Raw genomic sequence first — 26,549 nt, forward strand, 5'->3', positions numbered from 1 at the left:
GACTGAAACCGCGGAAGGACACAAAGCGGTACGAAGTGTGTGCCTTATGTCACGGAGCGAAGTGGAACCGGCTCGGAAGATGCGGCGAGACGGCCCCAAACGTCACCGTTTCGGCGGTCTCGACGGCCGGGTACTTGCGCGATCCGCCCAGCCCGTGTGGACTACGGCCAGCGCTGCGCGTACGCGCGTGGCCCAAGCATTTTCCGATACATGATCAGGAGGCAAGCCGTGAGCGCGACCGCGGACCACGCGGAGGAGCGGACCAACCCGGCAGCGAGGCTGGGGTTCGAGCCCGGACAGGTGGTCCAGGAGATCGGTTACGACGACGACGTCGATTTCGATCTCCGCGAAGGCATCGAGTCCATCATCGGGTCGGACCTCGCTGACGAGGACTACGACGACGTCGCCGACGCCGTCGTGCTCTGGTTCCGCGACGAGGACGGAGATCTGACGGACTCCCTGGTCGATGCCATCGGCCTGCTGGAGGACGGCGGCAACGTTTGGCTGCTGACGCCCAAGACGGGCCGGGACGGCTACGTCGAGCCGAGCGACATCAGCGATGCCGCGCAGACCGCCGGCTTCTCCCAGACCAAGAGCATCAGCGTGGCAAAGGACTGGTCGGGTACCCGGCTCGTCGCCCCCAAGCGCTGATCCCCCAAGCAGCAGGAGCCCCCGCCGGCACAGCCGGCGGGGGCTCTGTGCGTACGCTGTCCCTTCACCTGTTCGGTCGAATGACCGGTCCCATGACCGGTCCGATGACTCTGTCCAGTGGAAGGGAAACGCACGCCATGGCGATCGAGGTCGGCACCAAGGCCCCGGAGTTCGAGCTCAAGGACAACCACGGCCGCACCGTGAGGCTCTCCGACTTCCAGGGAGAGAAGAACGTGGTGCTGCTCTTCTACCCCTTCGCCTTCACCGGCGTCTGCACCGGCGAGCTGTGCGAGCTGCGCGACAACCTGCCGAAGTTCGTCAACGACGACACCCAGCTCCTCGCGGTCTCCAACGACTCCATGCACACCCTGCGCGTCTTCGCCGAGCAGGAGGGCCTGGACTACCCGCTGCTCTCCGACTTCTGGAAGCACGGCGAGGCCTCGCGCGCCTACGGCGTCTTCGACGAGGAGAAGGGCTGCGCCGTGCGCGGCACCTTCATCATCGACAAGGAGGGTGTCGTCCGTTGGAGCGTCGTGAACGCCCTTCCTGACGCCCGCGACCTCGGCCAGTACGTCAAGGCGCTCGACACTCTCTGACCATCGGGGCGAATCGTCTGTCCAGGCCGGGAACCCGTCACTAGGATCCAGTCGTTGATCCGATGCCAACGCACGACGGGGGCGCTGCCCCTGGAAACCACATGGAGGGACTCGTGGGAGTCAGCCTCAGCAAGGGCGGCAACGTCTCGCTGACCAAGGAGGCCCCTGGCCTGACCGCCGTCACCGTCGGTCTGGGCTGGGACATCCGCACCACCACCGGAACGGACTTCGACCTCGACGCCAGCGCCATTCTGGTCAGCCCGGAGGGCAAGGTCCGTAACGACCAGGACTTCGTGTTCTTCAACAACCTGAAGAGCGCCGACGGCTCGGTCGAGCACACCGGTGACAACCTCACCGGCGAGGGCGAGGGTGACGACGAGCAGGTCAAGGTCAACCTGGCCACGGTGCCCGCCGATGTCGCCAAGATCGTCTTCCCGGTGTCGATCTACGACGCCGAGAACCGCCAGCAGTCCTTCGGCCAGGTCCGCAACGCGTTCATCCGCGTCGTGAACCAGGCCGGCGGCACCGAGATCGCCCGGTACGACCTCTCCGAGGACGCCTCGACCGAGACCGCCATGGTCTTCGGCGAGCTCTACCGCAACGGTGACGAGTGGAAGTTCCGCGCCGTCGGTCAGGGCTACGCCTCCGGTCTGCGCGGGATCGCGGCGGACTTCGGCGTCAACGTCTGAGTCACCCGAGCCTGATCCGTCCGGCGCCGCACGCTCCGTGCGGCGCCGGACGTGCCTCGGCCGTACGGCTACGGCTACGGGGCCCAGCAGCCGTAGCCGTACGGCCCAGGAGCCGTACAGCTCGTCAGCCGTACGGCTCATCAGCAGTGCAGAGAGCAGTTCTCACCGGGGAGGAACCACGCATGGGCGTCACGCTCGCCAAGGGAGGCAACGTCTCCCTCTCCAAGGCCGCACCCAACCTCACCCAGGTGCTGGTCGGCCTCGGCTGGGACGCGCGCTCCACCACCGGAGCGCCCTTCGACCTCGACGCCAGCGCCCTGCTGTGCCAGTCGGGACGGGTGCTCGGCGACGAGTACTTCGTCTTCTACAACAACCTGAAGAGCCCCGAGGGCTCGGTCGAGCACACCGGCGACAACCTCACCGGCGAGGGGGACGGCGACGACGAGTCGCTCGTCGTGGACCTCGTCAAGGTTCCGGCCCACTGCGACAAGATCATTTTCCCGGTCTCGATCCACGAGGCCGACAACCGGGGCCAGACCTTCGGCCAGGTCAGCAACGCCTTCATCCGTGTGGTGAACCAGGCGGACGGCCAGGAGCTGGCCCGCTACGACCTCTCCGAGGACGCCTCCACCGAGACCGCGATGATCTTCGGCGAGCTCTACCGGTACGGCGGTGAATGGAAGTTCCGGGCGGTGGGGCAGGGGTACGCGTCCGGCCTCCGGGGCATCGCCCTAGACTTCGGGGTCAACGTTTCGTAAAGCCGCGTAATTACACGATGGGGTAGACAGTGGTTCTGAAAACCTTCGGCTGGTCGTTCGCCATTACGGCGCTCGGGCTGGTCGCAGCGGTGCTCTACGGGGGGTGGGAAGCGTTCGGTCTCGTCGCGATCCTGTGCATCCTCGAGATCTCGCTGTCCTTCGACAACGCGGTGGTCAACGCCGGAATCCTGAAGAAGATGAGTGCCTTCTGGCAGAAGATCTTCCTCACGATCGGCATTCTGATCGCCGTCTTCGGCATGCGGCTGGTCTTCCCCGTCGTGATCGTCGCGATCAGCGCCAAGATCGGCCCGATCGAGGCCGTCGATCTCGCCTTCAACGACGCAGAGCGCTACGAGCAGCTCGTGACCGACGCACATCCGTCGATCGCGTCCTTCGGCGGTATGTTCCTGCTCATGATCTTCCTCGACTTCATCTTCGAGGACCGTGACATCAAGTGGCTCGGCTGGCTGGAGCGCCCGCTGGCCAAGCTCGGCAAGATCGACATGCTGTCGGTCTGCATCGCCCTGATCGTTCTGGCGATCAGCGCCATGACCTTCGCGACCCAGGCCCACCAGCACGGCGGTACGCACGCCGACAAGGCATCGACCGTCCTGCTCTCCGGCGTCCTCGGTCTCATCACGTACCTCGTCGTCGGCGGTCTCTCGGGCTACTTCGAGAACAAGCTGGAGGAGGAAGAGGAGCGCGAGCACGAGGCCGAGGAGCAGGCCAAGCGCAGCGGCAAGCCGGTCTCGGCCGTGGTACTCGCCGGCAAGGCCGCCTTCTTCATGTTCCTCTACCTCGAGGTCCTCGACGCGTCGTTCTCCTTCGACGGCGTCATCGGCGCCTTCGCCATCACCAACGACATCGTCCTCATGGCGCTCGGCCTCGGCGTCGGCGCCATGTACGTCCGTTCGCTGACGGTCTACCTGGTCCGCCAGGGCACCCTCGACGACTACGTGTACCTGGAGCACGGCGCCCACTACGCCATCGGCGCCCTCGCCGTGCTCCTCATGATCAGCATCCGGTACCAGATCCCCGAGGTCATCACCGGTCTCATCGGTGTCGCCCTCATCGCCTGGTCCTTCTGGTCCTCCCTCCGGCGCAACAAGGCCCTCGCGGCGGCCGAGGGAAAAGCTGACTCCTCGGGCAAGACCGAGGTGTCGTCCGGGGTGTGACACCCCCGGTAACGAGGAACGCTTCACTGCGGGGCGGCCGGTGCACCCGGCCGCCCCGCGGCGCATGTCATGGCTTCGAGTGGGGGGTGGGGACGCATGGCCTTCTGGGACGGCCTGTTTCCGGGCAGGGTGGCGCAGTTCGACTCGGGCAGCGCCTCGAGCAACTCCATCGACCTCACAAGAAGGCGCCCGGCGGTCTCGCTCACCAAACAGGGCGCCGCCACCGGCAACCTCCGCGTCAACCTCTCCTGGCGCATGCGCACCTCCGACATCGAGGGCCGCTCCCGCCAGAGCGGCCGGCTGCTGCGCAACCCCTCGAAGCTCTTCAAGCCCGAGGTCGTCCAGGCGCACACCCAGGGCGTCGTCAACGTCGACCTGGACCTGGGCTGCATGTACGAGCTGACGGACGGCAGCAAGGGCGTGGTGCAGCCGCTCGGCGGCTTCTACGGGTCCCTGAACGCGCCGCCGTACGTGAACCTGAGCGGTGACGACCGGTTCGGCGGATCCTCCGGCGAGACGATCTTCGTCAACCTCGACCACCGGGACGCGATCAAGCGCCTGCTGTTCTTCGTCTACATCTACGACCAGACCCCGGCCTTCGACCGCACCCACGCCAAGGTGACGCTCTACCCCAGCAACGGGCCGCGGATCGAGATCGAACTGGACGAGCGCGCCCCCCAGGCCCGCTCCTGCGCGGTGCTCACCGTCGAGAAGATCAAGGACGAGCTGATCGTCCGCCGGGAGGTGAAGTTCGTGTACGGCTTCCAGGCGGAGCTGGACCGGCTGTACGGATGGGGCCTGCAGTGGGGGCGCGGCTACAAGACCAAGGCCTGACACGTGGCGTCACGCGTGACGGGGGCGGAGTTACCGGCGACGTCACCGGCAGCGTCAAAGGCGGCGGCGTTACGGGCGGACGAACTGCGGGCCCATCGGCGGCATCCTGAAGTTCGGGTCCGGGGCGGGCGCCGCGGCCGCCGCGGGCTGCGGATAGCCGTACGCGGGCTGCGCGGACGAGGCGGGCTGGGGATAGCCGTACGAAGGCTGCGCCGGGGAGGCCGCCTGCGGATAGCCGTAGGCGGGCTGCCCGGGCGTGGCCGGCTGGGGGTAGCCGTAGGCGGGCACGGGCGCCGGGGGAGCGGTCGGCTGGGGCGGCACGGGAGCGGACACGGGCGGCTGGACGACCGTCACGTCGAGCCCCGGGTCCGGAGCGGTGGCCGGGGCCTCGCTCGCGTCCGTACCCACGTTCGATCCGGTGTCCGATCCGGCGTCCGGCCCGGTCTCCGTGCCCTCGTCCACCGAGATCCCGAAGTCGGTGGCGAGGCCGACGAGTCCGGTCGGGTAACCCTGCCCCACCGCGCGGAACTTCCAGCCCTCCCCGCGCCGGTACAGCTCGCCGCAGATGATCGCCGTCTCCTCGCCCGTCTCCGCCGTCACGTCGAACAGGGCCAGCGGCTCCCCGTCCGCCGCGCCCGCGTCGTACAGCAGGATGCGCAGGTCGGAGACCGACCGGAAGGTGTCGCCGTCCGAGGAGGCCGCGATCACCACCTGGTCGACCGACGGGTCGAGCCCGCCGAGATCGGCCTCGACCGTGTCGGTCAGCCCCTCCGCCACCCGCTTCTTGGGCAGCCGGCGCACCAGCCCGGAGGGGTGGCGCGGCTGGTTGTAGAAGACGAAGTCCTCGTCGGAGCGCACGCGGCCGTCGGCCCCGAGCAGCAGCGCCGAGGCATCCACGTCGGGGACCCCGGGGCCCGGGGTCCAGCGGAGCACGGCCCGTACGGCCGCGGTGTCGAGAGGGACGTTGGAGCCCTTCAGCATCGCGTGCGTCATGACCGTCATCCTGCCTCCCCGGCCGACCCGCGGACAACGCGGGGGGCCGTGGCGATCGGGGAGAGATGCGCCGATGCGGACGAGTTACCTGGATTTCATGCGCGAAGGGAACTAAGGACACCCGCACCTACGTACTATTACCGGCCACGTGTCGTCAGGGCCCATAGAGGCAGTCGGGGGAGTTACATGCGTCATTTCGGGCACATCCCGTCCGCTTCGCGGGCCGGGCTGTTCCACCAGGAGCCGGTCGAGTTCACCGCCGACTCGCCCGCGAGCACGCTCGCCGTGGCCCTGGGGGCCACCCTCTACAGCCCGGCCACCCGGCCGCGGCTCGCCGACGACGTGCGCAAACAGGCCGCCCGCGGGGTCGTCTCCATGGTGCTCTGCCTGGAGGACTCCATCGCCGACGCCGATGTGGAGGCGGCCGAGGACAACCTCGTCCGCCAGTTCGCCGCCCTGGCGGCGGACGGTGAGCAGGCGCAGACGCAGACGCCCCAGGACGTGCCCCTGCTCTTCATCCGGGTCCGGGAGCCCCGCCAGATCACCGATCTGGTCGCGCGGCTCGGCGACAACGTGCGCCTGCTGTCCGGCTTCGTGCTGCCGAAGTTCACCGAGACGCGCGGGCAGGCCTTCCTCGAAGCCCTCACCGTGGCCGAGCAGGAGAGCGGTCGGCGCCTCTTCGCCATGCCCGTCCTCGAGTCTCCCGAGCTGCTGCACCTGGAGACCCGCGCCGAGACCCTCGCCGGCATCGCCGTGACCGTGGACAAGTACCGCGACCGGGTCCTCGCCCTGCGGCTCGGTGTCACCGACTTCTGCTCCGCGTACGGACTGCGCCGCTCGCCCGACATGACGGCCTACGACGTCCAGCTCGTCGCCCACGTCATCGCGGACGTCGTCAACGTCCTCGGCCGCTCCGACGGCACCGGCTTCACCATCACCGGGCCCGTCTGGGAGTACTTCCGGCTCGGCGAGCGCATGTTCAAACCCCAGCTGCGCCGCAGCCCCTTCCTGGAGGGCCGCGCGGAGGACCTGCGTACCGCGCTCATCGAGCACGACCTCGACGGGCTGCTCCGCGAGATCGAACTCGACCGCGCCAACGGGTTGCTCGGCAAGACCTGCATCCACCCCACCCACGTGGTGCCGGTGCACGCGCTCTCGGTGGTCAGCCACGAGGAGTACAGCGACGCCCAGGACATCCTGCGGCCCGAGCGGGGCGGCGGCGGAGTGATGCGCTCCGCGTACACGAACAAGATGAACGAGGTGAAGCCGCATCGCGCGTGGGCCGAACGGACCCTCCTGCGCGCCGAGGTCTTCGGCGTCGCCAGGGAGGACGTCGGCTTCGTCGATCTGCTCACCGCCGGACTGGCCGGCTGACGGAAGGTGAAGGACGACGTGGTGTGGTCGGGAACGTGGGTCGCGGAGCGACTGGGCGTCGAACTGATCGGCGGCGAGGATCTCCGGGGCCTGTTGGGCCTCGCACTGCGCCGCAACCCGAAGCGCGCGCATCTGCTGGTTTCCCACGTGCTCGGCAAGCACGTGCCGCAGCGCCCCTCGGTGGTCCGCGGCGCCGGATACGACCTGGGCGTGCGGGTACGGGAGCTGCTCGGCGACGAGGACGCGGCGAGGGCCGTCGTCCTCGGGTACGCGGAGACGGCGACCGGCCTCGGCCACAGCGTCGCGGACGGCGTCGGCCTCGCCCCCTACCTCCACTCCACCAGGCGGCCGGTGGCGGGCGTCGCCCCGGCCGGCGGCTTCGAGGAGTCCCACTCGCACGCCACCTCCCACCTGCTGCTCCCGGAGGACCCGAAGCTGCTGGCCGGTGACGGCCCGCTGGTGCTCGTCGACGACGAGTTCTCCACCGGCAACACGGTCCTCAACACGATCCGCGACCTGCACGAGCGCTACCCGCGCGACCGGTACGTGATCGTCGCCCTGGTCGACATGCGCGCCGCCGCCGACCGGGACCGGCTCACCGCCTTCGCGGCCGAGATCGGCGCCCGGGTGGACCTGCTGTCCCTCGCGGCGGGCACGGTGGGGCTGCCGGACGGCGTCCTGCAGAAGGGCCAGGAGCTGGTGGCCCGGTACGAGGCTGCCGCGTCGGCCGGCTCGCCCGTTTCGGTTGCCTCGCCCGCCGGTTCCGTACCGCCCGCCGTGCCCGCGCCCCGTGCGCCCCGCGGTACCTCGGCCGTACGCGTCGACCTGGAGTGGCCGCAGGGCGTACCGGACGGCGGCCGCCACGGCTTCGTACCGGAGCACCGCTCCCGCCTGGAGGAGGCCCTTCCGGCGCTGGCGGAGCAGCTCGCCGAGGCGCTCCCGTCCGGAGACCCCGGTCGCGTGCTCGTCCTCGGCTTCGAGGAGCTGATGTACGCGCCGCTCGCGCTCGGCGTCGCCCTCGAGGAGCGCGGCATCGACGTCGCGTACTCCACCACCACCCGCTCGCCCGTCCTCGCCGTCGACGACCCCGGCTACGCCATACGCACCCGGCTCGTCTTCCCCGCCCACGACGCGCCGGCCGACGGACCCGGCGAGCGGTACGCCTACAACGTCGCCGGAGCCGGCTTCGACGCGGTCGTCGCCGTCGTCGACTCCGTCGCCGACACCCCCGAACTGCACGCCCCCGACGGTCTGCTGGCCCAGCTCGCGGCCCACATCCCGCACGTGGTCCTCGCCGTCGTCCCGTCGTACGTCCCGTCGTACGCCCGGTCGGCCGTTTCGACGGACGTCCCGACGGCCGTACCCGCTCCCGCCACCGAAGCTCCCGAAAGGAGCTCCATGCTGCCCGAGCCCCTCCGCGGCCCCGCCTTCTCCTCGTACGCGCCCGAGGAGGTCGGCTGGCTGCTCCAGGACCTCTCGGACGTCGAGCTGGAGGCCCCGACCGAGGAGCGCGAGGAGGCGATCCAGAGCGGCGGCGCCCACTACGCCGAGTCCCTGCCGGTCGAGTACCAGCCCAGCGACCGGTACCAGGAGCTCTTCCACGCCGCCCTGGAGACCTCCGCCGCCCGCATCGCGCGCGCCGTCGGCGTCGTCACCGAGACCGTGCTCGCCGAAAAGTCGGGCCGGGGGAGCGGCACGCCCGTCCTCGTCTCCCTCGCCCGGGCCGGCACCCCCGTCGGCGTCCTCATGCGCCGCTGGGCCCAGGCCCGCCACGGTCTCGACCTGCCCCACTACGCCGTCTCGATCGTGCGCGGTCGCGGCATCGACGCCAACGCGCTGCGCTGGCTCGCCGCCCACCACGACCCTGCCGACGTCGTCTTCGTCGACGGCTGGACCGGCAAGGGCGCCATCACTCGCGAACTCGCGGAAGCGCTGGCCGAGTTCGAGCGCGCCGAGGGGATCACCGGCTTCGACCCGGAGATCGCGGTTCTCGCCGACCCCGGCTCCTGCGTGCGCACCTACGGCACCCGCGAGGACTTCCTCATCCCCTCCGCCTGCCTCAACTCCACGGTCTCCGGCCTGATATCGCGTACGGTCCTGCGCGCCGACCTCGTCGGCCCCGACGACTTCCACGGCGGCAAGTTCTACCGCGAGCTGGCCGGCGCCGATGTCTCCAACGACTTCCTCGACGCCGTCGCCGCTCGCTTCGACGAGGTCGCCGAGGACGTCGACACCGCCGCCAAGGAGCTGCTCGCCGCCGACCGCGCCCCCACCTGGGAGGGCTGGGCGGCCGTCGAGCGCATCAGCGAGGAGTACGGCATCCACGACGTCAACCTGGTCAAGCCCGGCGTCGGCGAGACCACCCGGGTCCTGCTGCGCCGCGTCCCCTGGAAGATCCTCGCGCAGCGCGGCGCGGGCGCCGACCTCGCGCACGTGCGCCTGCTCGCCGAGCAGCGCGGGGTGCCCGTCGAGGAGGTCGAAGGACTCCCGTACACCTGCGTCGGCCTGATCCACCCCCAGTACACGAGAGGCGCCACCGGCGCCGACGGGAAGGCGGTGGTCTCCCAGTGACCTCGGTGAGCAGCCCCGTGATGGTCGCGAGCGACCTCGACCGTACGCTGATCTACTCCTCCGCCGCCCTCGCGCTCGGAATGCCCGACGCGCAGGCGCCCCGACTGCTCAGCATCGAGGTGCACGAGTCCAAGCCGCTGTCGTACATGACCGAGGACGCGGCCGTGCTCCTGGAGCAACTGGCCGGCGAAGCCGTCTTCGTACCGACCACGACCCGCACGCGCAAGCAGTACCAGCGCATCCAACTCCCCGGTCCCGAACCGAAGTACGCGATCTGCGCCAACGGCGGTCACCTGCTGGTCGACGGCGTCACCGACCACGACTGGCACGAGGCCGTGGTCCGCCGGCTGGCCGAGGAGTGCGCGCCGCTCGCCGAGATCCGCGCGTACTTCACCGCCACCACGGACCTGTCCTGGGTGCGCAAGCACCGGGTCGCCGAGGACCTCTTCGCCTACCTCGTCGTGGAGCGGGAGCGGCTGCCGGAGGAGTGGCTGAAGCGGTTCGGCGACTGGGCCGACGGCCGAGGCTGGACGGTCTCCCTGCAGGGCCGCAAGGTGTACGCCGTGCCGAAGCCGCTCACCAAGAGCGCGGCGATGCGCGAGGTCGCCCGCCGCTGCGGCGCCGGCCTGACGCTGGCGGCCGGAGACTCGCTCCTCGACGCGGACCTGCTGCTCGCCGCCGACCGCGCCTGGCGGCCCGGCCACGGAGAACTGGCCGACACGGCATGGACCGCCCCGCACCTCGACGTGCTCGCCGAGCGCGGGGTGGCGGCCGGCGAGGAGATCCTGCGCCGTTTCCGGACTGCCGTGGCCGACCACCGCGCGTCCGTGCCCGCGCGGCTCAACGGTTTCCCCGCCGCGCTCCCCGACCCGGCCTGAGCAGCCGCGTCCCGACGAAGCACAGCACCGCGACCACCGCCACGACGAGCACCGCCTTCGAGTAGACCGACACATAGCCGGTGACCTCCTCCCAGTTGTCGCCGAGCGCGTAACCGGCGAGCACGAAGGCGGTGTTCCAGAGCGCACTGCCCAGGGTGGTGAGGACGAGGAAGGCGGGCAGAGGCATCCGTTCGACGCCCGCCGGCACGGAGATCAGACTGCGGAAGATCGGCACCATCCGGCCGAAGAACACCGCCTTCATGCCGTGCCGGGCGAACCACGCCTCCGTCCGCTCGATGTCCGCGACCTTCAACAGGGGCAGGCGGGCGGCGAGGGCGACGGTGCGCTCCCGGCCGAACAGCGCCCCGACCTCGTACAGGGCGAGCGCGCCGACCACCGAGCCGACCGTGGTCCAGATCAGCACGGCGAGCAGATCCAGCCGCCCGGTCGCGGACGCGAAGCCGGCGAGCGGCAGGACGACCTCGCTCGGGATCGGCGGAAAGAGGTTCTCGAGGGCGACGGCGAGGCCCGCACCGGGGGCGCCGAGGGTGTCCATGAGGTTGTTGATCCAGCGTTCCATGGGCGTCCACGCTAGGAAGCCGGGAGAGGGAGGGGACTGATGGCGGCCGCACGGTGAGGGTGCGGTTTTCCGCAGTGCGGGCGGTGCGGTGCTCCGACTAACGTGGCGGCTCATGAACAACCTCGCCCGGGACCCAGACCGGGACCTCGCCCGGGAGTCAGACCGGGACCTCGACGGGGACGTGGCTCGGGTCCTCGACGTGGATCCCGGTCGCGGCCCTGACCGGGACTCCGACGCTGACCGGGACTGCGACTCTGACCCCGGCCCGGACCCCGGCACCGCGCCCGCCCCTACCCCTGACCGGGGCCTCGGCCGGCCGTCGGACGGAGAGCCGGTACCGGAGCCGGTACGGCAGTCGCACCGGCACCCGCAGCCCGCCCGACAGCCCGCCCGACAGCCCGTCCCCGCCTCCACCTCCCCGATCTCCAAGGCCGCGCTCGTCCGGCACGCCGTGCGGTGGCTTCGGACGACCGTCGGGCTCGCGTTGGGGGCCGGGACGGCAGTCCTGGAGCTTCTCGGAACCGTCGTGGGCGGCCTCGTACTGCTCCCGGTTCTCGCCTGGCCACGCGGCAGGCGGGCCGTACTGCGGCCGGTGACCGCCGTCGGCCGCGTGCTCGTCCGGCTGGAGCGGAGGCGCCTCGACCGCTTTTTCGGCGTCCGGCTCCCCGGCGCGCACGAGGACGGCGAGGCCCTGCGCTACCTCGCCGCCCGCTGGCCCCTCGGCCTCCTCGGCGTGGTCGTCCTCGGCTGTGTCGCGTACGGACTCGGCCTCGGCACCTTCGCCTTCTACGGCTGGCTGATCACCGACATCGAGCACGGCTGGCTCGTCGCCTTCGGCAGCCTCGGCGGATTCTTCCTGCTCTTCCTCTCCGTCCAAGGTGCCCTCGGCGTCTGCTCGTTGGAGGAGCAGCTGGCCCGCCACCTCCTCGGGCCCAGCCACGCCCACGCGCTGGAAGCCAGGATCGCCCAGCTCGCCACCAGCCGCGCCGAGGTCATGGACGTCGTGCACGAGGAGCGGCGCCGTATCGAGCGCGACCTCCACGACGGCGTACAGCAGCGGCTCGTCGCCCTGGGCATGTTGCTCGGCCGGGCCCGTCGGCTGCGCGCCCGCGACCCGGAGCGCGCCGACGAACTGCTGCTCCAGGCCCACGAGGAGAGCCGGCGCGCGCTCACGGAACTGCGCGAGGTGGCCTGGCGCGTCTACCCGACCGTCCTCGACGAGGCGGGCCTGCGCGCCGCCCTGGAGAGTGTCGCCGAGCGCAGCCCGCTGCCCGTGGGGCTGGCGTACGCGGTGGAACGGCCACTTCCGAGGACGGTGGAGACGGTGGCGTACTTCGTCGTCTCGGAGGCGGTGACCAACGTGGTCAAGCACGCCGGTGCGACCCGGATCGACGTCCATGTGACAGTGGAAGAAGGAGAGTTGAGCGTGCGGGTGACGGACGACGGGGCCGGCGGCGCGGACGCGTCGGGGAGCGGGCTGAGCGGGCTCGCGAGCCGGGCGGCCGCCCTGGACGGGCGGTTCGCCGTGCACAGCCCGGCGGGCGGCCCGACGGTCGTACGGGCGGTGCTGCCGTGCGGGTGATCCTGGCGGAGGACTCGACCCTGCTACGGGAAGGGCTCGTACGGCTCCTGACCGAGGAGGGCCACGAGGTGACGGCGGCCGTCGGCAACGCGGTCGAACTCCTCGCGGCGGTGGCGGCGGACCCGCCGGACGTGGTCGTCGCGGACGTCCGGATGCCGCCGACGCACACGGACGAGGGGCTGCGGGCGGCCCTGGAGATCCGCCGGGAGTGGCCCGGGGTGGGTGTCCTCGTGCTCTCGCAGTACGTGGAGCGGCGGTACGCCACCGAGCTCCTGACCGGCGAGTCGGGGGCGGTGGGGTATCTGCTGAAGGACCGGGTGGCCCAGGTCGACGAGTTCCTGGACGCGCTGGAACGGGTGGGGGAGGGACGGACCGCGTTCGACCCGGAGGTCGTCCGCCGGCTTCTCGTCCGTACCACCCACACCGATCCGCTCTCGCGCCTGACGCCGCGCGAGGGGGACGTGCTGGCGGCGATGGCGCAGGGTCACACGAACGCGGCGATCGCCGGGCAACTGCACGTCTCGCAGAGCGCGGTGGAGAAACACATCAACGCGATCTTCGACAAGCTGGAGCTGACGGGCCGGGGCGACGGCTACAGCAGGCGGGTCCTCGCGATCCTGCGCTACCTCGGCAGCTGATCAGCCGCAGCAGCCGCCTCCGCCACCTCCGCCGCCTGTACCGGTCGTGGGGGCCGCCGTACCGCCCACGGCGACGGCCGAGAGCAGCTTGACGGTGTCGTCGTGCCCGGCGGGGCAGGCGGCCGGGGCGGAGGACTCGGCCATGGGGCGGCTGAGTTCGAAGCTGTCGTCGCAGGTGCGGCAGCGGTATTCGTAACGAGGCATACGGACAGGCTAGCCGGACCGGCCGGACTGGTGTCCGGCACCACGTTCCTCGCGGATCTGCTCGACGACGCGGGCGGCGGAGGCGCGGACGGCTTCCAGTTCGGTGAGGAAGTGCCAGTAGTCGGGGTGGCGGCCCTCCAGCGTGGCGATCGCCCGGTCGAGCCGCCCCACGGCGTCGTCGAGGGGGCGGGCGTGGCGGGGGTCGGGGGTGTGGCGGCCGGCCATGGCGAGGCGCTGGGCGTCGCGGATCGTGAACCGGGTGCGGTCGATCTCCTGCCGCGGGTCCTTGGCGACGGCTTCCAGGCGGCGGAGCCGGTCGCCGGCGGCGGAGACGGCCTCGTCGGTGGTGTTGAGCAGGGCGCGGGCCGTGGTGAGCAGGCTGGTGGCGTCCGGCCAGCGCTGCTCGTCGCGGGCCTTGGCGGCTTCCCTGAGCCTCTTCTCGGCCTGGCGGAGGTTGTCGCCGGCCTGCTCGGGGACGTGCTGGAGGTCCTGCCAGCAGGCGGCGGAGAAACGGCGGCGGAGTTCGGACAGGACCGGCTCGACCGCACCGGCCCGGGTGGTGAGCGCCTCGGCGCGGGTACGGAGGGAGACCAGGCGCTTGGTGGTCTCGGCGGCCCGCTCGGGGAGGCGCTCGGCCTCGGTGCGGACGGCCTCGGCGTCGCGCAGGACCTGGTCGGCGCGGTGGAGGGTCTCGGGGACGCCGTGGCGGCCGGCGCCCTCGTTGAGGCGGGTGAGCTCGGGCCCGAGGGCGGCGAGCCGCGCGGCAAGGTCATCGGCCCGCAGCCCCGACTGTCTGACCGTATCGAGAGCGGTGCTCGCGTTCCGGAGCGCCTGTCGCGCCCGCTCGACGGCGGGGGCGAGCCGGGCGAGCTGCGTCTCGGCCTTGTCGAGCAGCGGCCCGAGCCCCTGCTCGAACCGGTCCAGCTCACCCTTGACCCGTACGAGCTCGTCCTTGGCGCGCGTGAGCTCGGCGCGGGCGCGGGTCGCGGTGGCGGCGTCGAGCTCGTCCCGGTCGAGATCATGGGCGTCGACGGCGGTGATGTAGGCGTGGCTGACCTCGTCGATCCGCTGCCCGAGGGCCGCGAACCCGTCGACGGCGCGCCGGGCGCCGGGAGAGCTGTCGACGGCCGTGATCGTCTCGATGGAGATGCGCAGATCGCGCTGAGCGGTGTCCAGTTCGTAGAACGCGGCGGCCGCGGCGTCCTTGGCGGCCTGCGCCTCGGCCCGCTGGCTCTCGCCACGCCCACCGAACCAGCGGCGGGTGCCGCCGCCGGCGAAGGCGGCGGGAAGGAGGGCGACGGCGAGCAGCGGAATCATGAGCGCGACCCGCCCGACACCTGCCCCCGCTCGTACCTTTGTCCCGCGTCCTGGTTCCGCCCCCGTGGCGGCGCTCGTGGAACTGCCCCTCGCGTGAGTCGCCGCCACGTCCCTCTCCCGTGCTGTGTCCGCCCGCCCTGCCCGGTCGGTTCATTCTCCCACCAGGTAAGGACGAACACACGGGCCCGTCAGTTCGCGCTCCGGACCACGACTTCCCCATTGTCGCTGCGAGCGGTCACGGTGTGCGCGCTGCCCTTCTGCCGCGGCACGTCGATCCGTACGTCGCCGTTGTCGCTGCGCCCGTCGACGTCGTACGTGGCCGGACCCGCGGGCAGGGCGATGTCGATCTCCCCGTTGTCGCTCTCGGCGCGCACGCGCTCGGGCACGGCGCCGAGGGTGAGCCGTACGGCCCCGTTGTCGGAGCGGGCGACCACCTGCCGCGAGGTGGTGCCGCCCTCGACGACGACCTCCCCGTTCCCACTGCTCAGATCGAGCGCGCCGGAGGCGTTGCGCACGACGACCTCGCCGTTGTCGGCCGTGATCTTCAGGGCGGTGTCGAACCCGTCGGCGGTCACCTTCCCGTTGTCGTCCTCGACGGTGACGGCGACACCACGCGGCACCTGGATCCGGTGCACGGAGTCGCAGTCACTGGCGACGGCATCGCACTCCACCCGCAACGTGAGCCGCCCACCCTCCAGCCGCCAGGTGGCCTCGGGCCCCTCGCCCATGAACACCCACCCGTCGACCTGCCGGCTGACCCGCACGTCCTTGATGTCGGCGGGCACGATCTCCAGCTCGGAGTTGTCGGAATCGACGGTGAGCGCGTCCCCGGAGAAGGCGAAGTTCTTCTTCTCCACGGGCGCCCCCTCGACATCCGCGCTCCCACACCCACCGACCCCGAGGGCGACGACGACGGCCCCGCCGGAGGCGAGGAGAGCACGAATGCGACGAGGAGCGGCCATGACGAAGAACCCCCAGGTAAGACGCTGACTGTCCCTCCACGCTACGGACCCCACCTGCCCGCGGACGATCCGGCGACCCACCCTCCGAGGGTGGGGTTACCCCCCGACCCCTATCGGTTTGCGGGACCTACCCGTGGGCCATGTACGCTGTTGCCTCATTCCACGGGTGCGTAGCTCAGGGGTAGAGCGCTGCTCTTACAAAGCAGATGTCGGCGGTTCGAAACCGTCCGCGCCCACCAGCAGGAAGCACGACAAAGGCCCAGGTCACCGGTACTGAACCGGGAACCTGGGCCTTGTTCGTTCCTCAGTCGTGTCACCTACGTGCCACATTGCTTGCGCGTGGCAGCATCCCGTCACATGGCGTGACGTAGGGCGTAAGAGATGTTGCGGTCAGTGATCAGTGAAAGGACGCTGAGGGGGATGCACCGGATCCCAGCGAGCGCGGACGGAACCGCGCAGGTCGCGGTGTGCGAGGAGAGTGTGCGATGCGGATGATGATGAAGGCCCGCATGGACACCCAGATGTCGAACAAGGTGACGAAGGGTGGCGCGATGCCCGACTCGGTGAAGTCAACCATCGAGCGGCTGAAGCCGGAGGCTGCCTACTTCACCCCTGAAGGCGGGCGCTCCATGATCCTCGTTTTCGACATGCAGGACAGCTCTCAGTTGCCCTCCATCGCGGATCCGTTCTTCCAGGAGATGGGTGCGGAGGTCACGTTCGAGCCGGTCATGAATCTCGACGATTTGCAGAAGGGCCTTGCTGCCCTGAAGTAGCGCTGCTCGGCACAGCGACCGCACGCTGACCGGCTTTAGCGGTCTCGGCGATCGCCCCCACAGTGGTTCGTATCGAGGGGCAGCCCTGACATCCAGCAGCACCGAGCGGTCAGCGGCAGTGACGTGGCCCGCGCTGCGGCTAGGCCCAGGTCATCCGGTGTTTTCCCGGAGTCCTGGGCCTTGTTCGTTCCTCCGCCGGCGGGGAGCGAAGGGGGTGCTGTGCCACTCACGTGCCACATAGAGTCCACATCAAGCCTCTTGACCAACCGTCGCGGCTCCCTCTCCGTCACTGACCTGCCTCCGGCAGGGGCGCTCCGGCTTCGGGATGGCGGGGGCGCCGTACGCGGGTGCCGGCCGACGGCAGACGGGATGGGAGTCAGGTCCTGTCTTCTGGATCAGGCCGTGGGGCGGCGGCGGGCGCGGAGCAGGTGGACGCCCTTCACGGCGTAGACGGCGGTCACGAGCGCGAAGCCGGCGAGGCTGAGCCAGAACCAGGATTCCGCCACCACGAGGCCCAGCGTCAGGCCGCCGAGGAGCAGCATGTTGCCGACGGCATCCAGCAGGTCGAGACGTGCCTTGGAACGTGCCGCGGGGTCGGGTCCGCGCAGCCGGCGGATGACAGGGACGAGGGCGAGGGCCTGCAAGACGGCCAGGCCGAGAGCGATCCAGACGAACCAGTCGGGTATGTCCACGGCGCGCACTGTATCGCCCACCCGCGACCCTCAGGAGGGAGATCCCAGTAGGCGTGGCCACGCGAGAGTTCGGGGAGCGGCGGGGGCGCGGGTTCGGCGGTCCCAGGATTCCAGACGCTTCAGGAGAGGCGGCCTTTCGGTGGTCGAGAGGCGGCGGCGCAACTGGCGAGCCCGGGCAGGGTGGCTGTTCGTAGCCCTATGGTGCGGGGCAGGGAGTCGGCCGGCGGAGTACGGTCCGCTCATGTCGTCCGACTTCCCTCCCCGGTGCCCTGAGTGCAGTCAGCCCATGAAGTTCAGCGGATTCGTTCTCTGCGATCGTGGCGGTGAGCGCGTTTGCCGCTGCGTATGGGGCTGCCCGCAGCGCCACATCTGGTGGCAGTGGGCGGATCGGCCGGAGGCTTCGCTGGAACGCTGTCCTCACCCGAAGCTGTTCGGTGGCTGACGTCACGTGCAAGGGTGAGTGTCCAACTCCGTGACAATGTCGACGTACATCGGCGGACGAGCGCGGATGTGCGTGACCAGTGAGGATGAGCCTGAGAGGTGCGCCAGGCTTACGGAGCAGATGTCGGCGGTTCGAAACCGTCCGCGCCCGCCCGTGCAAAAGGCCCCCCGCAGCGACTCGCTGCGGGGGCCTCGACGGTAGTGGTGGACGGCGTTGCTCTTTCGCCGCCCCGGCCTTCACACAACGGGCCCCCGGCGCCGCTTACGCGCGCCCCCGGGCGGTGGCGGCTAGCTCTGGGTCGGGAAGACGAAGAAGCCCTTCTCCGTGCTGATGTAGCCGTAACCCGACGGCCGGGTGAAGAGCGGGATGTTCTCCTCCGGCAGGCTCTTGGCAAGCACCTTCTTGGTGCGGCCGTCGACGGCCAGGTAGACGTTGCCGCCGGTGCCGTCCGCGTCCGTCGTGCCGTAGAGAACGCCCGTCGGGGAGAAGCGCAGGGGCTTCAGCTTCTTCTCGTCGTCCTTCTGCACCCAGACCTCCTTGCCGTCGGCGGGCTGCCACACGGCGGTGCCCCGCTTCGTCCGGGCGGCGGCCAGTGTGCGGTCGGGGGTGAAGACGGAGGAGCCCTCGGTGTTGATGGTGTCGGCCGGTTCGTCCTCGTACGAGTACGTCGACGAGCCGCCGATCTGCTTGCCGCTCGCGATGTCGTACGTCGCCGTCACCCAGGTGTCGGGAGAGAGCGCGCCCGCTCCCCAGGCGGTGAGGACACGGCCGTCACGCACGTCGAGGACCCGGAGTGCGCCGCTGGTGCGCTTCCCGTCCTCGTCGAGCTCCACGCCCGTCGGCGGGGTGACGTCCGCGGTGCTCCAGGCCTTCTTGCCGGTGGCGAGGTCCGTCATGACGAGCTGTTCGGGGTCCGTCTCGTACGTGGACGCGTTCTCCACGTGGAAGGCGTACGTGCCGGTGATCAGCGGCGCGTGGGCCTGCCCGCCGTCGATCTCCTTGTTGCGCGGGTCGAAGCCGCACGCCGCCAACTGTCCGGTGCAGGTGACCTTGTGGGCAGCGCCGCCGTCGATGGGCGTGAGCTTCAGGCTCTCCTCACCGTCCTGCTCGATGATGTGGCCCTCGTTGACGTGGAACGTGTCGCCCTCGGCCGTGGCCTTGCCCAGCTCCGCGCCGTCACTGCCGTAGACGGTGACCGTGGTGGTGGACTTCTCCGCGCTCAGGCCGTCCGACTCCGTCGTGGCGCCGGCGAACACCGCGACCGCCCGGACGCCGTCGTGCCAGGTCGTGGCGGCCACGCGGTCGGTCGTCACCTTGAGAATCTTGCGCACCTCGCCAGTCTTCACGTCCCGGAACTCCAAGGTGGCCGGCTCGGGGTCGTCGGCGGAGTGGAGGGTGCCGACGGAGCCGTCGATCGGCTCTCCCTCCCACCCGCGGCCGAGGGCGTACGCGCCCTGGGCATCCTTGACGAACAGGAAGGTGTCGCCGAGATCGATGGCGCCGGAGGGCCCGAGGCTCCACGCGGGCTTGGCGGCGAGGCCGGGTATCGCGGGCCCGCTGTAGGTGGGTCCCTCGGGCGTCGCGCGGTCCTGGGCCGGGGCGGCCGAGCGGCCGTCCTTCGGCTTGGCGGTGGTGGAGTCGTCGCCTTCGGAGGAGCCGCAGCCCGCGACCAGCCCGAGCGACAGGACGAGGCCGGTGGCCATCACTGTGTACTTGTTCATGTCCCCGTGAGTTCTTCCGCGTTGATCTTGAAATGCTCACGCCAGCATAGGCGGCGGTCCGCGCCGCGGGCCGTCGCCCCCACCGGCCTTTCGTACGAGGGGCGGGAGTTGACCCCGTCCCCGCGCGGGCGATGTACTCCTCGGCATGGATGAGGTGGGGGACGCTCCGGTGACCGGAGTCGCGAGCGCGGGCATGACTCCGCAGGGGTACGTCGAGAGTCGGCTCGCTCAGTACCAGGAGTGGTACGACCGCAAGGCCACCAAGATGAAGGCCATGCACCTGCGGATGCGGACCGTCTCCGTCGTCGGTGGTGCGCTCGTGCCCGTGCTGGTCAATCTCGACATGTCCTTCGCCAAGGCGACCGCCACCGCGCTCAGTCTGGTCGTCGTCGCCTCGGTCTCCCTGGAGAGCGTGTACCGGTACCGCGAGCAGTGGAAGAACTACCGGTCCACCGAGCAGTTGCTCGGGCACGAGCGGGTCTATTTCGAGGCCAGGGTCGGGCCCTACCGGAACCTCTCCGACCGCGACGCCTTCACCACCCTCGTCGCCCGCGTCGAGAAGGCCATCGCCAACGAGAACTCGGCGACCCTCAACGTCATGACCCTCGGCGGGCAGGTCTACGCCGACGTCCAGCGGAACGGCGGCGTACCGGCGCCCCGCCCCGAAGGGCCTCAGTCCGAGGCGCCCGGGCCCGAAGTTCCCAGGCCCGAAGTGTCCGGGCCCGAGGCGCCCGGGCCCGAAGTTCCCAGGCCCGAAGTGTCCGGGCCCGAGGCGCCCGGGCCCGAAGTTCCCAGGCCCGAAGTGCCCGGGCCCGAAGTGTCCGAGCCCGAAGTTCCCGGGCCCCAAGCGCCCCAGCCCGAAGCGCCATCGCCCGAAGCGCCCCGCTCCCCAGCTCCGGGCGCACGCTGATGGGTGGCGACCCGCTGCGGATCACCGTGCTCGGATCCGCCACGCCCTACCCCCGGCCCGGGAACCCCTGTTCCGGGTATCTCGTCGAGGGCGGCGGTGTCCGGGTCTGGGTGGACGCCGGGAGCGGGGCGCTCGGTGAGCTGCAGCGGTACGCCGGGCTCGGCGAGGTCGACGCGGTGTGGATCTCGCATCTCCACGCGGACCACAGCGCCGATCTGCTCACCGCCTACTACGGACTCCTCTACGCCGACATCCGGCGCGACGCACCCCTGCCCCTCTACGGACCGCCCGGGACCGCCGACCGGCTCGCCGGGTTCCTGACCAACGGGCCGGAGCGGAGCCCCGTCGAAGCCGCCTTCGCCGTCGAGGAGCTGTACGACGGGCACGAGGTGCGGATCGGCGGGCTGGGTCTGCGCAGCCGGGCCGTCGAGCACGGCGGGATGCCCGCCTTCGGGCTGCGGATCGAGGACGGGGAAGGGCGCCGGATCGCGTACTCCGGCGACTGCGAGCCGTGCCCGGCGCTCACCGAACTCGCGTGCGAATGCGAGCTGTTCGTCTGTGAGGCCGACGGAGAGGGGCCCGGTCACCACTCCGCCGGGCAGGCGGGTTGTACCGCCACCGAAGCCGGCGTCGGCCGGCTGGTCGTCACGCACGTGGGGCCCGGGACCGAACCGGCGGCCGCCGTGGAGCGTGCGGCGGGGACGTTCGCGGGCGAGGTCGCGTACGCCGCGCCCGGTCGCGTCTTCGCCGTCACGCGTCGAAGTCGTACTCCAGAACGTACGACGCCGAGTCCAGCGTCATCTCGTTGAGCTCCACCGCGACCCCCTTCTTGGTGAAGGCAGTACGCCCGATCAGGATCACCGGCGTCCCGAACTCCAGCGCGAGCCGCGCCGATTCGTCGACCGTGGGCATCCGGCAGCGGATCTCCTCGCGGAAGTGGACCGGCTGGTGCCCGAGTTCGGTCAGCCGGGCGTAGGTGCCGCCGGGGCCCGTGTCCGGCTCCGCGATCGGTGTGCCCTCGGCGAGGGCGGCCGGAAGGTACGAGACCGAGAGCAGGACCGGCTTGTCGTCCAGGACGAAGCGGCGGCTGCGGACGCAGACCGGGGAGTCCGGCGGCAGGCCCAGCGCTCCGGCGACCCGCGCGTCCGCCGCCGCCTCGCCGACCTCGATCTGGTCCACGACCAGCGCCCGGTCCTCGATGTCCGCCGACCACACCGAGCGGCCGGTGCCCCAGTGGTCCTGCGCGAGCCGGGGGATGCCCCGCCGGCGCAGCGGGCGGAAGGAGCGGACGAAGACCCCGGCGCCCTTGCGGGCCTCGGCCAGGCCCTCGTTGCGCAGTACCGACAGGGCCTGGCGGGCCGTCATCCTGGCCACGTCGTACGTGGTCATCAGATCGTTCTCGCCGGGGAGCCGGTCGCCGGGGGCGAACACGCCTGACTGGATGGCGGTTCTCAACTCGTCGGCGATCCGCTGGTACTTGGGCCGACGACCGCTGTCCTGGTCAGTCATGGGTGGACCACTCCCTTCGTCTGCGGGACACCCTACGGCGCGCTCGGACGAGGAGAGGCACACGTGTGCGCCGAGCTGTGCGGTCGATCCATCCATCGGGGGACATCTCTAGAGATACGTTGACAGGGCTGGAGGCTCCGGGTTTCTCTGGTGTATCTCCAGAGATCTGGGACTCCGGGACGGAGGGGATCCGTGCAGCCTGTGCCCGAGGTCGGCGACCTCGTACGCGACACCGCCACCGGACGGGTCGGCTTCTACGTGGACAGCGTCGCCGGCCGGTTCCTGATCCGGCCCGTCCACGACGGCCACGAGTGGGAGGCCGAACCCGGGAACGTACAGCCCGCCACGCCCCTGCGGGAGCTGCGGGCGCGCGCCGCGGAGATCAACGCACGGAGCAGGCGCGGCCTCGGGAGCTGACGTTGTCGGTGGGGCGCGCCACACTGGAGGCATGTGCCGCAGCATCAAGACCCTCCGACCGCCCGTCCTGCCCGAAGAGGCCACCGAGGACGACATCCGCGCCGCCGCCCTGCAGTACGTACGCAAGGTCTCCGGCTTCCACCACCCCGCCGCGCACAACCATGAGGTGTTCGAGCAGGCCGTGGACGAGATCGCCGCGGCGACCGCCCGGCTCCTCGACGGCCTGGAGGTGCGCGGGCTCAGGAAGCCGGCGCGGGAGCCGCAGCCGGACGCCGTATGACATAGGCGGCCAGCGCGCCCGCGAGGAAGAGCGCGAGGATCGACACCCCCGCGCCGATCCAGGTCGCGCCCAGCCACAGCCCGCCGAACCAGCCGAGCGCCACGCTGTAGCCCGCCCAGGCCACGCCCGCGAGCGCCGACCACGGCAGGAACTCCGCGATCCGGCGCCGGGCCGCGCCCGCGCCCAGCGAGACCACGGAGCGGCCCGCCGGGGCGAACCGCGCGATCACCACGAGCAGCCCTCCGCCCCGCGTCAGCGCCGCGCCGAGACGTTCCTGCGCGCGGGTCAGCCGCCGTGACCGGGCGATCGCCCGGTCTAGCCTGGCCCCGCCGCGCCAGGCCAGCCGGTAGGCGACGAAGTCGCCGAGGACCGAGGCCGTGGCCGCGCAGAGGAGGAGGGGGAGGACGGACGGGACGTCCGGCGAGGCCGCCGTGGCGGTCGCCGCCGCCGTCGCCGCCGTGATCACGAGGACGCCGCTCGGCAGCACTGGCAGGAAGACGTCGAGAAGTACCGACGTGGCCACCGCCGCGTAGATCCACGGGCCCGCGGTCAACGACCTCAGTGACCCCATGCTGTCGAGCACGTTCACAGCGCCAGAGCCTACGCGGGGACCTGGTACGAAAACGGGGCAGGGGCCGGAAACCGCACAGGCGGTCTCCGGCCCTCACTCCGTCGAGGTGAGCGGGCGTCAGGCGACGACCGGCGCGCCCTGCTTCTCGCCCTGCTTCTCGCTCTGCCTCTCGCGCCACTCGGCGCCGGGACCGCGGGCCCCGAAGAGCCGGTCGAACGCCAGCGCGCCCGGGCCGGTGAAGACGATCAGCAGGAACGCCCAGCAGAACAGCGCCGCGGACTCGCCGCTGTTCTGGAGCGGGAACAGCGCCTCGGGCTGGTGGACCGTGAAGTACGCGTACGCCATCGAGCCGGAGGCGAGGAACGCGGCGGTACGGGTGCCCAGGCCGGCCAGCACCAACACACCCGCGACGAGCTGGATCACGGCCGCGTACCAGCCCGGCCACGTGCCGACGGGCACGGTGCCACCGCCCGCCGCGCCGCCGAGGACGCCGAAGAGCGAGGCGGCGCCGTGGCAGGCGAAGAGCAGACCTATGACGATGCGGAACAGGCCGAGCGCATACGGCTGGGCCCGGTTCAGGCGGTTCGCCAGGTTGTTCATGGGGGCGGGACTCCTTCGGTCGTGTCCGCTTCCGGGGAAACGGGACGTGGGGGACGGAACCGATGAGGCCGTCAGGTTAGGCACCCCTCAGTAGTACTTGCAAGTTCAACATTCAATCGGACAATGATCTGTGGCGAGCGTCACGCCGACGTGGGCGAGCTGCCGCCCCGTTGGCAACGCGTTCAACCCTCGGGGCCGCTGAGCGTCCGTTCGTCGACGGACACCAGCCGGCCGCCCCGGCGCGCGAGGAACAGCGTCAGGTGGGCCGTGCGGCCCCGCAGGGTGAGGGTCATCAGTTGGTTGCCGAACCAGGGGCCGCCCGTCCTGCGCCAGGTGACCGGGGCGTGAGGTGCGCGGGCGTGGGTGGTGAGGGCGCGGCCCAGCAGGCGGCCCAGGCGGCTCCAGCCGAAGCGGAAGCTGAGGCGGACCACGCGCGGGACGGCGTTGTGGAGCGGAGAGCAGGTCAGCTGGGTCACCCGCGCCTCCGGTCCCCCGTCGGGCCACCGCGGCTCCGCCACGTACGCGTGGTGGACGTCCCCCGACAGGACGCTCACGGTCGCCGGCGCCCCCGGGCCGCTGCCCGCCTCCGCCAGCAGACGCGTCAGGGCCTCGAACGACGACGGGAACGCCGCCCAGTGCTCCAGGTCCGCCCGCTGCCGAAGTCCCTCCGCGAGCCGCGCCCACCGCCCGCCCGGCCCACCGCGTTCCCCCCGGCAGAGCGCCGCGCTCCAGGTCTCCGCGTCATGGAGCAGCGGCGGCAGCAGCCAGGGCAGCGAGGTGCCCACGAGGAGATGGTCGTACGAGCCCCGGTCGGCCAGCGCCTGGTCCCGTACCCAGGCCGCCTCCGCCTCGTCCTGCATCGCCCGGCCGTCCTCCCGCAGCACGCGCGCCGCCCGGGTGTCGACCATCAGCAGGCGGGTCCGGCCGAAGTCCCTCCGGTAACTCCAGCGCACCCGCGCCGGATCGGCGACCGCCTCCGCCGCGAACCGCCGCAGCGCCTCCGTGCCGTCGGGCGCGGCACACACCTCGGCGTACAGGGGATCGGCGGCCAGCTCCGCCGGAGAGAGATTGCCGAGATGCTGGTACACCCAGTACGACATCAGCCCGCTCAGCACCCGCTCGCCCCACCAGGGCGTGGCGCGCATCCGCCGCAGCCAGGCCGCGCTCGTGTTCCAGTCGTCGATGACGTCGTGGTCGTCGAAGATCATGCAGCTCGGGACGGTGGAGAGCAGCCAGCGGACCTCGGAATCCTTCCAGGACTCGTCGTAGAGCCGGGTGTACTCCTCGTAATCCCCCACCTCCGGGCCGGGAGGGTCGCGCAAGTCCCGGCGGGCGGCGAGCCAGCGGCGGGTGGCGGCCGAGGTCTCGTCCGCGTACACCTGGTCGCCCAGGAGCAGCAGTACGTCGGGGCGTTCGGCGCCCTCGTCGGAGGACAGGTGTGTCGCGAGCGTGTCCAGGGCGTCCGGGCCGACCGGGTCGTGGCCCCGCGCGGGCTTCGCGGCCCAGCGGCACGAGCCGAACGCCGCGGTGACCCCGTCGCCGGGCGCCGGGACACGGAGGGTGCTCGGCGGGTGAGGGGAGTCGGGCAGGGGCCAGACCGAGCGGCCGTCGAGCCGTACCTCGTACGCCGTCGTCTTTCCGGGCGCCAGGCCGGTCACCGGGATCAGGGCGTAGTGGTGGCCGGCGATCTGGAACGTACGGGTGCTGCCGCCGGCGCCGGACGCGCACCGGACCTCGGCCGTGCACGGGCGGTCGGCCTCGATCCAGATCGTCGCGGAGTCGCCCGTCACTCCGTCGACGTACCGCAGCAGTGGTCCGAGTCTGAGTCCGGCCGCCATGATGATCCCTCTCCGTCGTTCCGCCGTACGGTACGGAACGACGGAGGGGGACCGGAAGCGTTCTCAGCAGCCGTTCAGGACCGACTGGAGGGCGCTCTTCTCGGCCGAGTCGACGCTCAGGCCCCAGTAGTACTTCGTGTGGACCCACGCGCGGGCGTATGTGCAGCGGTACGTGGTGCGCGGCGGCAACCACTCGGCCGGGTCGAGGTCGCTCTTGGCCTGGTTGACGTCGTCCGTCACCGCGATGAGCTGCGGGCGGGTCAGGTCGTTGGCGAACTGCTGGCGCTTGGCCGTCGTCCAGGAGTTCGCGCCGGAGCGCCAGGCCTCGGCGAGGGCCACGACGTGGTCGATGTCGAGGTCGGAGGCGGCGGTCCAGGTCGCGCCGTCGTACTCGGAGTACCAACTGCCGCTGACGGCGGCGCAGCTGGAGTCCTGGACGACGTTCACGCCGTCGCGCTTGAGGACGACCTCGCGCGTGTTGCAGGCGCCGGACTGGGTGATCCAGTGCGGGAAGAGGTCGCGGCTGTAGCCGGTGGAGGAACCTTCCGCCTTCACCGTGAGCGAGGCGAGGTACGTACGGGCGGTGGCCGCGCTGACCGGGGTCGGCATGGCCGCCTGCGCGGTGGGGGCGGTGGCGAGGAGGCCGGTGACGGAGAGGGCGGCGGTGGCGGCGAGTACGGTCGCGCGGCGGGCTATTCGACGCGCGTAGAAACTGGCGGCGGGCATGCGAACTCCCTTGATGTGGGGGGCCTTGGCCGTGTCGTCCCCGGGCGGGTGCCCGGCGGCCCGGTCATCGTGGCGGCGCGAGGTTTCGGTGAGGGGTGCGCCAGGTAACAGAGTGACGACATGGGCACGTCACATCAAGGGGTATTCAACTGCTCGGTCTTTTCTCTGTATTTCTGTGTATTGCTGCGTTCTGGTGTGTGGGGTGAGCGTAGGTCTTGGTGGGGCGGTTGGGTGTTCGGGGTGGGAACGGGTGACCTTTTCCGGTGTG

Annotated in this window: 28 protein-coding genes and 1 tRNA gene; 17 read left to right on the forward strand and 12 right to left on the reverse strand. The window is 71.1% G+C overall.

The window, feature by feature from the left end; all coding sequences use genetic code 11:
- Positions 1 to 228: 228 nt before the first annotated feature.
- From ACFYV5_RS33845 to ACFYV5_RS33870, 6 genes are all read left to right on the forward strand, one after another.
- Positions 229 to 651, forward strand: coding sequence for a DUF3052 domain-containing protein (locus tag ACFYV5_RS33845; protein WP_355108585.1), 423 nt, complete (start codon positions 229 to 231; stop codon positions 649 to 651).
- 137 nt (positions 652 to 788) lie between these two features.
- Positions 789 to 1,247 carry a peroxiredoxin gene (locus tag ACFYV5_RS33850; RefSeq protein ID WP_355108587.1) on the forward strand — a complete coding sequence of 153 codons (459 nt, stop codon included), beginning with the start codon at positions 789 to 791 and terminating at the stop codon, positions 1,245 to 1,247.
- A gap of 113 nt (positions 1,248 to 1,360) precedes the next feature.
- A complete protein-coding gene (locus ACFYV5_RS33855) occupies positions 1,361 to 1,936 on the forward strand; it encodes a TerD family protein (RefSeq protein WP_355108589.1) in 576 nt (191 codons plus the stop codon).
- Positions 1,937 to 2,118: 182 nt separating this feature from the next.
- Positions 2,119 to 2,694 (forward strand): TerD family protein, encoded by a 576-nt coding sequence (locus ACFYV5_RS33860; RefSeq protein WP_355108591.1) that lies wholly within the window; start codon positions 2,119 to 2,121, stop codon positions 2,692 to 2,694.
- A gap of 29 nt (positions 2,695 to 2,723) precedes the next feature.
- Positions 2,724 to 3,869, forward strand: coding sequence for a DUF475 domain-containing protein (locus ACFYV5_RS33865; RefSeq protein ID WP_355108593.1), 1,146 nt, complete (start codon positions 2,724 to 2,726; stop codon positions 3,867 to 3,869).
- Positions 3,870 to 3,965: 96 nt separating this feature from the next.
- Complete coding sequence (locus ACFYV5_RS33870; RefSeq protein ID WP_355108595.1) at positions 3,966 to 4,703, forward strand: Tellurium resistance; 738 nt, start codon at positions 3,966 to 3,968, stop codon at positions 4,701 to 4,703.
- 69 nt (positions 4,704 to 4,772) lie between these two features.
- Here ACFYV5_RS33870 and ACFYV5_RS33875 read toward each other — a convergent pair whose 3' ends face one another.
- A complete protein-coding gene (locus tag ACFYV5_RS33875) occupies positions 4,773 to 5,705 on the reverse strand; it encodes a TerD family protein (protein WP_389175128.1) in 933 nt (310 codons plus the stop codon).
- 177 nt (positions 5,706 to 5,882) lie between these two features.
- Between ACFYV5_RS33875 and ACFYV5_RS33880 the strand changes: the two genes are divergently transcribed.
- From ACFYV5_RS33880 to ACFYV5_RS33890, 3 genes are read left to right on the forward strand one after another with little or no spacing between them, the layout of a single operon-like run.
- On the forward strand, positions 5,883 to 7,070 hold the full coding sequence (locus tag ACFYV5_RS33880; protein ID WP_389175131.1) for an HpcH/HpaI aldolase/citrate lyase family protein: 1,188 nt from the start codon (positions 5,883 to 5,885) through the stop codon (positions 7,068 to 7,070).
- 18 nt (positions 7,071 to 7,088) lie between these two features.
- Positions 7,089 to 9,641: a phosphoribosyltransferase gene (locus ACFYV5_RS33885; RefSeq protein WP_389175134.1), complete on the forward strand. Its 2,553-nt coding sequence runs from the start codon at positions 7,089 to 7,091 to the stop codon at positions 9,639 to 9,641.
- 20 nt (positions 9,642 to 9,661) lie between these two features.
- Positions 9,662 to 10,519 carry an HAD family hydrolase gene (locus ACFYV5_RS33890; RefSeq protein WP_355109253.1) on the forward strand — a complete coding sequence of 286 codons (858 nt, stop codon included), beginning with the start codon at positions 9,662 to 9,664 and terminating at the stop codon, positions 10,517 to 10,519.
- Here ACFYV5_RS33890 and ACFYV5_RS33895 read toward each other — a convergent pair.
- Positions 10,482 to 11,099 carry a DedA family protein gene (locus tag ACFYV5_RS33895; protein ID WP_355108603.1) on the reverse strand — a complete coding sequence of 206 codons (618 nt, stop codon included), beginning with the start codon at positions 11,097 to 11,099 and terminating at the stop codon, positions 10,482 to 10,484. The two genes, ACFYV5_RS33890 and ACFYV5_RS33895, sit on opposite strands and share 38 nt — an antisense overlap.
- Before the next feature lie 112 nt (positions 11,100 to 11,211).
- Here ACFYV5_RS33895 and ACFYV5_RS33900 point away from each other — a divergent pair, with 112 nt between their 5' ends.
- Together ACFYV5_RS33900 and ACFYV5_RS33905 are read left to right on the forward strand one after the other, a co-directional pair.
- On the forward strand, positions 11,212 to 12,681 hold the full coding sequence (locus ACFYV5_RS33900) for a histidine kinase (protein ID WP_389175137.1): 1,470 nt from the start codon (positions 11,212 to 11,214) through the stop codon (positions 12,679 to 12,681).
- Positions 12,672 to 13,319: a response regulator gene (locus ACFYV5_RS33905; RefSeq protein ID WP_389175139.1), complete on the forward strand. Its 648-nt coding sequence runs from the start codon at positions 12,672 to 12,674 to the stop codon at positions 13,317 to 13,319. Before ACFYV5_RS33900 ends, ACFYV5_RS33905 begins: the two co-directional genes overlap by 10 nt.
- Here the strand turns inward: ACFYV5_RS33905 and ACFYV5_RS33910 are convergent, their stop codons facing one another.
- The 3 genes from ACFYV5_RS33910 to ACFYV5_RS33920 all read right to left on the reverse strand — a co-directional run bounded on the left by ACFYV5_RS33910 (position 13,320) and on the right by ACFYV5_RS33920 (position 15,802).
- Positions 13,320 to 13,523, reverse strand: a complete 204-nt coding sequence (locus ACFYV5_RS33910; protein WP_389175142.1) for a zinc ribbon domain-containing protein — start codon at positions 13,521 to 13,523, stop codon at positions 13,320 to 13,322.
- A gap of 9 nt (positions 13,524 to 13,532) precedes the next feature.
- On the reverse strand, positions 13,533 to 14,948 hold the full coding sequence (locus ACFYV5_RS33915; protein ID WP_389175144.1) for a hypothetical protein: 1,416 nt from the start codon (positions 14,946 to 14,948) through the stop codon (positions 13,533 to 13,535).
- A gap of 80 nt (positions 14,949 to 15,028) precedes the next feature.
- A complete protein-coding gene (locus ACFYV5_RS33920; protein ID WP_389175146.1) occupies positions 15,029 to 15,802 on the reverse strand; it encodes a DUF4097 family beta strand repeat-containing protein in 774 nt (257 codons plus the stop codon).
- A gap of 164 nt (positions 15,803 to 15,966) precedes the next feature.
- On the opposite strand from ACFYV5_RS33920, the gene ACFYV5_RS33925 reads away from it, so the two are divergent.
- Positions 15,967 to 16,041: transfer RNA gene (locus ACFYV5_RS33925), tRNA-Val, on the forward strand.
- 246 nt (positions 16,042 to 16,287) lie between these two features.
- Entirely contained in the window at positions 16,288 to 16,575 is a 288-nt protein-coding gene (locus ACFYV5_RS33930) for a DUF3303 family protein (RefSeq protein ID WP_355108615.1), read from the forward strand.
- Positions 16,576 to 16,970: 395 nt separating this feature from the next.
- On the opposite strand, the gene ACFYV5_RS33935 is transcribed toward ACFYV5_RS33930, so the two are convergent.
- On the reverse strand, positions 16,971 to 17,267 hold the full coding sequence (locus tag ACFYV5_RS33935; RefSeq protein ID WP_389175149.1) for a hypothetical protein: 297 nt from the start codon (positions 17,265 to 17,267) through the stop codon (positions 16,971 to 16,973).
- A gap of 729 nt (positions 17,268 to 17,996) precedes the next feature.
- A complete protein-coding gene (locus ACFYV5_RS33940) occupies positions 17,997 to 19,430 on the reverse strand; it encodes a hypothetical protein (RefSeq protein WP_389175152.1) in 1,434 nt (477 codons plus the stop codon).
- A 145-nt stretch (positions 19,431 to 19,575) separates the two neighbouring features.
- On the opposite strand from ACFYV5_RS33940, the gene ACFYV5_RS33945 reads away from it, so the two are divergent.
- Together ACFYV5_RS33945 and ACFYV5_RS33950 are read left to right on the forward strand one after the other, a co-directional pair.
- Positions 19,576 to 20,340, forward strand: coding sequence for a DUF4231 domain-containing protein (locus ACFYV5_RS33945; RefSeq protein WP_389175154.1), 765 nt, complete (start codon positions 19,576 to 19,578; stop codon positions 20,338 to 20,340).
- Positions 20,340 to 21,149: an MBL fold metallo-hydrolase gene (locus ACFYV5_RS33950; RefSeq protein ID WP_389175157.1), complete on the forward strand. Its 810-nt coding sequence runs from the start codon at positions 20,340 to 20,342 to the stop codon at positions 21,147 to 21,149. The genes ACFYV5_RS33945 and ACFYV5_RS33950 overlap by 1 nt, the downstream gene beginning before the upstream one ends.
- Here ACFYV5_RS33950 and ACFYV5_RS33955 read toward each other — a convergent pair.
- The gene (locus ACFYV5_RS33955; protein WP_389175160.1) at positions 21,091 to 21,849 is read right to left on the reverse strand and encodes a GntR family transcriptional regulator; all 759 of its coding nucleotides are present in this window, start codon (positions 21,847 to 21,849) and stop codon (positions 21,091 to 21,093) included. The genes ACFYV5_RS33950 and ACFYV5_RS33955 overlap by 59 nt on opposite strands.
- Positions 21,850 to 22,041: 192 nt before the next feature.
- On the opposite strand from ACFYV5_RS33955, the gene ACFYV5_RS33960 reads away from it, so the two are divergent.
- Positions 22,042 to 22,266 (forward strand): hypothetical protein, encoded by a 225-nt coding sequence (locus ACFYV5_RS33960; protein ID WP_355108627.1) that lies wholly within the window; start codon positions 22,042 to 22,044, stop codon positions 22,264 to 22,266.
- Between the two features lie 31 nt (positions 22,267 to 22,297).
- Complete coding sequence (locus ACFYV5_RS33965; RefSeq protein ID WP_355108629.1) at positions 22,298 to 22,546, forward strand: DUF2277 domain-containing protein; 249 nt, start codon at positions 22,298 to 22,300, stop codon at positions 22,544 to 22,546.
- Here ACFYV5_RS33965 and ACFYV5_RS33970 read toward each other — a convergent pair.
- The 4 genes from ACFYV5_RS33970 to ACFYV5_RS33985 form a co-directional block, all read right to left on the reverse strand.
- Entirely contained in the window at positions 22,506 to 23,117 is a 612-nt protein-coding gene (locus tag ACFYV5_RS33970) for a DedA family protein (RefSeq protein ID WP_389175178.1), read from the reverse strand. The two genes, ACFYV5_RS33965 and ACFYV5_RS33970, sit on opposite strands and share 41 nt — an antisense overlap.
- A gap of 117 nt (positions 23,118 to 23,234) precedes the next feature.
- Positions 23,235 to 23,708 (reverse strand): DoxX family protein, encoded by a 474-nt coding sequence (locus tag ACFYV5_RS33975; protein WP_389175181.1) that lies wholly within the window; start codon positions 23,706 to 23,708, stop codon positions 23,235 to 23,237.
- Between the two features lie 191 nt (positions 23,709 to 23,899).
- Entirely contained in the window at positions 23,900 to 25,555 is a 1,656-nt protein-coding gene (locus ACFYV5_RS33980) for an alkaline phosphatase D family protein (RefSeq protein ID WP_389175165.1), read from the reverse strand.
- Between the two features lie 63 nt (positions 25,556 to 25,618).
- A complete protein-coding gene (locus tag ACFYV5_RS33985; RefSeq protein WP_389175168.1) occupies positions 25,619 to 26,281 on the reverse strand; it encodes an HNH endonuclease family protein in 663 nt (220 codons plus the stop codon).
- Positions 26,282 to 26,549: the final 268 nt, after the last annotated feature.

The organism is Streptomyces sp. NPDC003035, from assembly GCF_042888285.1.
Lineage (GTDB): Bacteria > Actinomycetota > Actinomycetes > Streptomycetales > Streptomycetaceae > Streptomyces.

Bases quoted from the DNA above. Each gene is read 5' to 3' on its own strand.
- ACFYV5_RS33850 (WP_355108587.1), top strand. From the start codon at position 789: ATGGCGATCGAGGTCGGCACCAAGGCCCCGGAGTTCGAGCTCAAGGAC.
- ACFYV5_RS33860 (WP_355108591.1), top strand. From the start codon at position 2,119: ATGGGCGTCACGCTCGCCAAGGGAGGCAACGTCTCCCTCTCCAAGGCC.
- ACFYV5_RS33870 (WP_355108595.1), top strand. From the start codon at position 3,966: ATGGCCTTCTGGGACGGCCTGTTTCCGGGCAGGGTGGCGCAGTTCGAC.
- ACFYV5_RS33875 (WP_389175128.1), bottom strand. From the start codon at position 5,705: ATGACGGTCATGACGCACGCGATGCTGAAGGGCTCCAACGTCCCTCTC.
- ACFYV5_RS33880 (WP_389175131.1), top strand. From the start codon at position 5,883: ATGCGTCATTTCGGGCACATCCCGTCCGCTTCGCGGGCCGGGCTGTTC.
- ACFYV5_RS33890 (WP_355109253.1), top strand. From the start codon at position 9,662: ATGGTCGCGAGCGACCTCGACCGTACGCTGATCTACTCCTCCGCCGCC.
- ACFYV5_RS33895 (WP_355108603.1), bottom strand. From the start codon at position 11,099: ATGGAACGCTGGATCAACAACCTCATGGACACCCTCGGCGCCCCCGGT.
- ACFYV5_RS33900 (WP_389175137.1), top strand. From the start codon at position 11,212: ATGAACAACCTCGCCCGGGACCCAGACCGGGACCTCGCCCGGGAGTCA.
- ACFYV5_RS33910 (WP_389175142.1), bottom strand. From the start codon at position 13,523: ATGCCTCGTTACGAATACCGCTGCCGCACCTGCGACGACAGCTTCGAA.
- ACFYV5_RS33920 (WP_389175146.1), bottom strand. From the start codon at position 15,802: ATGGCCGCTCCTCGTCGCATTCGTGCTCTCCTCGCCTCCGGCGGGGCC.
- ACFYV5_RS33930 (WP_355108615.1), top strand. From the start codon at position 16,288: ATGCGGATGATGATGAAGGCCCGCATGGACACCCAGATGTCGAACAAG.
- ACFYV5_RS33940 (WP_389175152.1), bottom strand. From the start codon at position 19,430: ATGAACAAGTACACAGTGATGGCCACCGGCCTCGTCCTGTCGCTCGGG.
- ACFYV5_RS33945 (WP_389175154.1), top strand. From the start codon at position 19,576: ATGGATGAGGTGGGGGACGCTCCGGTGACCGGAGTCGCGAGCGCGGGC.
- ACFYV5_RS33950 (WP_389175157.1), top strand. From the start codon at position 20,340: ATGGGTGGCGACCCGCTGCGGATCACCGTGCTCGGATCCGCCACGCCC.
- ACFYV5_RS33955 (WP_389175160.1), bottom strand. From the start codon at position 21,849: ATGACTGACCAGGACAGCGGTCGTCGGCCCAAGTACCAGCGGATCGCC.
- ACFYV5_RS33965 (WP_355108629.1), top strand. From the start codon at position 22,298: ATGTGCCGCAGCATCAAGACCCTCCGACCGCCCGTCCTGCCCGAAGAG.
- ACFYV5_RS33970 (WP_389175178.1), bottom strand. From the start codon at position 23,117: ATGGGGTCACTGAGGTCGTTGACCGCGGGCCCGTGGATCTACGCGGCG.
- ACFYV5_RS33980 (WP_389175165.1), bottom strand. From the start codon at position 25,555: ATGGCGGCCGGACTCAGACTCGGACCACTGCTGCGGTACGTCGACGGA.
- ACFYV5_RS33985 (WP_389175168.1), bottom strand. From the start codon at position 26,281: ATGCCCGCCGCCAGTTTCTACGCGCGTCGAATAGCCCGCCGCGCGACC.